The organism is Pseudoalteromonas sp. ESRF-bin5, from assembly GCF_002632075.1.
Taxonomy (GTDB): domain Bacteria; phylum Pseudomonadota; class Gammaproteobacteria; order Enterobacterales; family Alteromonadaceae; genus Pseudoalteromonas; species Pseudoalteromonas marina.
Genome location: NZ_NTLW01000044.1, coordinates 1 through 3,001 on the forward strand (window position 1 = coordinate 1; position 3,001 = coordinate 3,001).

Sequence of the window (3,001 nt, forward strand, 5' to 3'; positions counted from 1 at the left end):
CACATAACGTACCGCTGTCTTGGCGTTTTGTGCTCAAGCAAATGTCACACTGAGGTTGCTCACAAAAAGTTCGGCACGTTTGGCAATGACCTATTGCTGTCATTGCCTTAGTAAGCGCGCTACCTAGTTGTGTACCACCTTTGCGATCACGTTCAAGCAAATGGAATGCAATACGCTGTGCAGACTTTGGGCCAATACCCGGTTGACACCGCAATGCTTCAATAAGCTGATTTAAACTATCTGAAAGTTGCATTGTTTGTTAAAACGGCATTTTCATACCTGAAAAAACGGCATTAATCATGAGTAATCACCAAAAACAAAGTGCTGTATTATTATATAGTTAACGTTTTTCATGTTCTTATCATTACTCATAATTACTTAAATTTTAGTCCCTCTGTATTCCTTTATAATTTGATTCACTTATAAAGATATAAGGGGCTTCTTTAATTTGTATTATTAAACACTGCTAATATACAAACAACAATGGCAGAATATTACTGACTTTCCCATTGAAAGTCCAATATTTAACAGTACTACCATTTAAAAATAATGAATCTCAATCTAGAAGAACTAGCCAAGTAGGTGTATTAAATAACCAATATTATTAACAGTAGTACCTAACAATAATAAATTTATTTGACCACAACTTAATTATGATAATAACTAACTCAAACCCTAGCTATCCCCTTCAAAATATTGCATTTTTCTTTACTTTCCCTTAAGATAATTATTCGTAACAACATGTATATTAAAAGAAAACGCCTCTAAACAAACCTTGTAAAGGAATAGTAACCATGTATGGAAAAAGTGATAGTGAAATAGATCGATTAGCTAAGGATGGAGACTCTCAAGCCTACCTTGAAAGAGACAGGCGAATGTTCCAAGACTCGCAAAGACAAAGCAATGAACATGTTAAAGCAAATACAAAACCTAACTCTTCTGCTAATGATTTCAGTAAGCTTATAGGTAAAGTTGGTCTAGTTAGTGCCTTGTTGTGGTGTATATCTCCCTTCATTTTTGTAGGTGGACTCATTGCAATTTTTAACGGAGAATTTATCGGCTTACTGGCAATGCTAATAGCTTCAGCATTGGTAGTCACACTTATTTACGCCAAAAAATTTCTACTAAAACATGATGTAAAGCTGACAATAGCTCTTATTGTAATTGGGATCATACTATTTAATATCTAATCATATGCTGAATATTATTATAGAGAATTTCATGAAGAACGTAGTGGCATAGTCAATTTTGCCACTTAATAAAACCACTAATTCACTGTTAAATAAACAATCATTCAAAATATAAACGACCTAACATTTATTATATTTGATTAATAAAAGTAAATATTAAGGGCAACTTTCGCAGTTTTACTCCAAATTTTAGTTGTTGATGCTATGAAATTATACAAGGAATGTTATGCAACACCTAAGAGTCCCAGAGCAATCTCTGAACCATTTCAACGCAAAAAAAAAGCGATGAAAATTTTCTTAATCATTTATTTAGTTTTGTATCTATTATTAGAGGTTGCCTTCAGAAATAGACTTCTAGAGACTATTGGCATCGTATCTGATACATCATCCATTGAAAACATTGAAATTCTAGGAAGGCTAATATCCTCTTTGGGATTTGCTATTCTTGTTGCGTCTTTAGTGAAAGTAAAAAAAGCCTCTGCCTCTTTGTCAGTTATCACTTTTATTATGGTTTATTTTTTATCATTTAGTGTTTTTTTTGGTGCTCAAAAATATATGGTTGATTCAATAGTTGCTTCAGTTCCAAACGAAGTAAAAGAAAGAGCTTTTTATTTGCAATTATACAAAGAAAACGTTTTCTACGGAAAAATGAATCCTAAAAATTTCCCATACACTATGGAAAATAAAGATACATCACAATCAAAAGTATTTTTGGCTAACTTACCTTTGTTAAATGTTGATAACAATCGTTACGTTGATTATTTGATGAAGAATAGTTCCCCATTGATTAATAATGCTGTTGATTATAGTGTTGACGATTTTAGTGATGCTATTCTTGCTGATTGGTTTAATGCTACTGGTGAGCTAAATAGCTATTACGATGATTTCAAATATGCTCAAAAAAGTATAAATAAAAAAATCAAATCAATTGATAAAGACTCTGAAAAGGGCTTTGAAATGCTTTCTTATTATAAAGAAAAGGAATTTAGAGCCTATAGGAATGATATATTAAGAGTTTTTGCAACAGATGGGTCAATTAACAACAGTTCTTTGCTAAGAGGTATTGCCTCTAATCTTAAGTCAAGAAAAGATAATTTTACAACAGGTTATGATTTACTTAAATATGATAGAAATGGAACCCTATTTATAAAAAAGGATGTTGTATCTCGTGTAGTATTTCATGATAACGGTGTGTCAGAAAGATATTTCCTTCAAAGAAGTTCAATAAATTTTGAAAAAAACAAAATTGAAACAGAAAAAGAATTAACTGATTTTATGGTTGCTCTCGATAGTGCAATGGTTCGACAAATACACAAAGGCCTTTTATTTAAACTAGAAAAGATTGATAAAGAGCTTGGTTATAATTATTCAGATGAAGTTTTAAGTAGTGTTGAAAAACTTAATAAGAACCTTTGTAAGACATATCAATATAGTAACAGGGTAAAAGATAAAGGTTTTAAAAATCATATAAATGAATCTAGTGTTGTTGTAATGTCTGACGGCTTTGAGTTGCGTAGACTTAAAGTGAATCGTGAAGTATTAAATAACAACCTTTTCAATGGCAAAAGAATTTTAGTCTGTAGTTACGAAAATCAGACATCAAAATTCAAGCTTGTACTGAAAGATATTGCAGATAAATATATGAATCGCCCCGAGTTCATCGGAGACCAGTTTGTTTAAGTCAGGCCACTTTACCTGACTCGTTTAAATTATCATAGTAGTCTGTTTCATATTGAGCTGGTGAAATATACCCAATTGAAGATAATAAGCGTTGATTATTAAACCAATTGACCCACTCTAACGTTGCGTAT

At 31.6% G+C, this 3,001-nt stretch carries 3 protein-coding genes and 1 pseudogene; 2 read left to right on the top strand and 2 right to left on the bottom strand.

Features of this window, described 5'->3' with window-relative positions; translation table 11 throughout:
* Nucleotides 1-253 (bottom strand): annotated as a pseudogene (gene recR / locus BCG07_RS01105) (recombination mediator RecR); the annotation flags it as partial.
* A gap of 541 nt (nt 254-794) precedes the next feature.
* On the opposite strand from recR, the gene BCG07_RS01110 reads away from it, so the two are divergent.
* Both BCG07_RS01110 and BCG07_RS01115 read left to right on the top strand, forming a co-directional pair.
* The gene (locus BCG07_RS01110) at nt 795-1,190 is read left to right on the top strand and encodes a hypothetical protein (RefSeq protein ID WP_286888152.1); all 396 of its coding nucleotides are present in this window, start codon (nt 795-797) and stop codon (nt 1,188-1,190) included.
* A 204-nt stretch (nt 1,191-1,394) separates the two neighbouring features.
* Nucleotides 1,395-2,870, top strand: a complete 1,476-nt coding sequence (locus BCG07_RS01115) for a hypothetical protein (RefSeq protein WP_286888154.1) — start codon at nt 1,395-1,397, stop codon at nt 2,868-2,870.
* Between the two features lies 1 nt (nt 2,871).
* Here BCG07_RS01115 and BCG07_RS01120 read toward each other — a convergent pair.
* The coding region (locus tag BCG07_RS01120) for an IS3 family transposase (RefSeq protein ID WP_171034732.1) at nt 2,872-3,001 on the bottom strand (130 nt) is incomplete at its 5' end.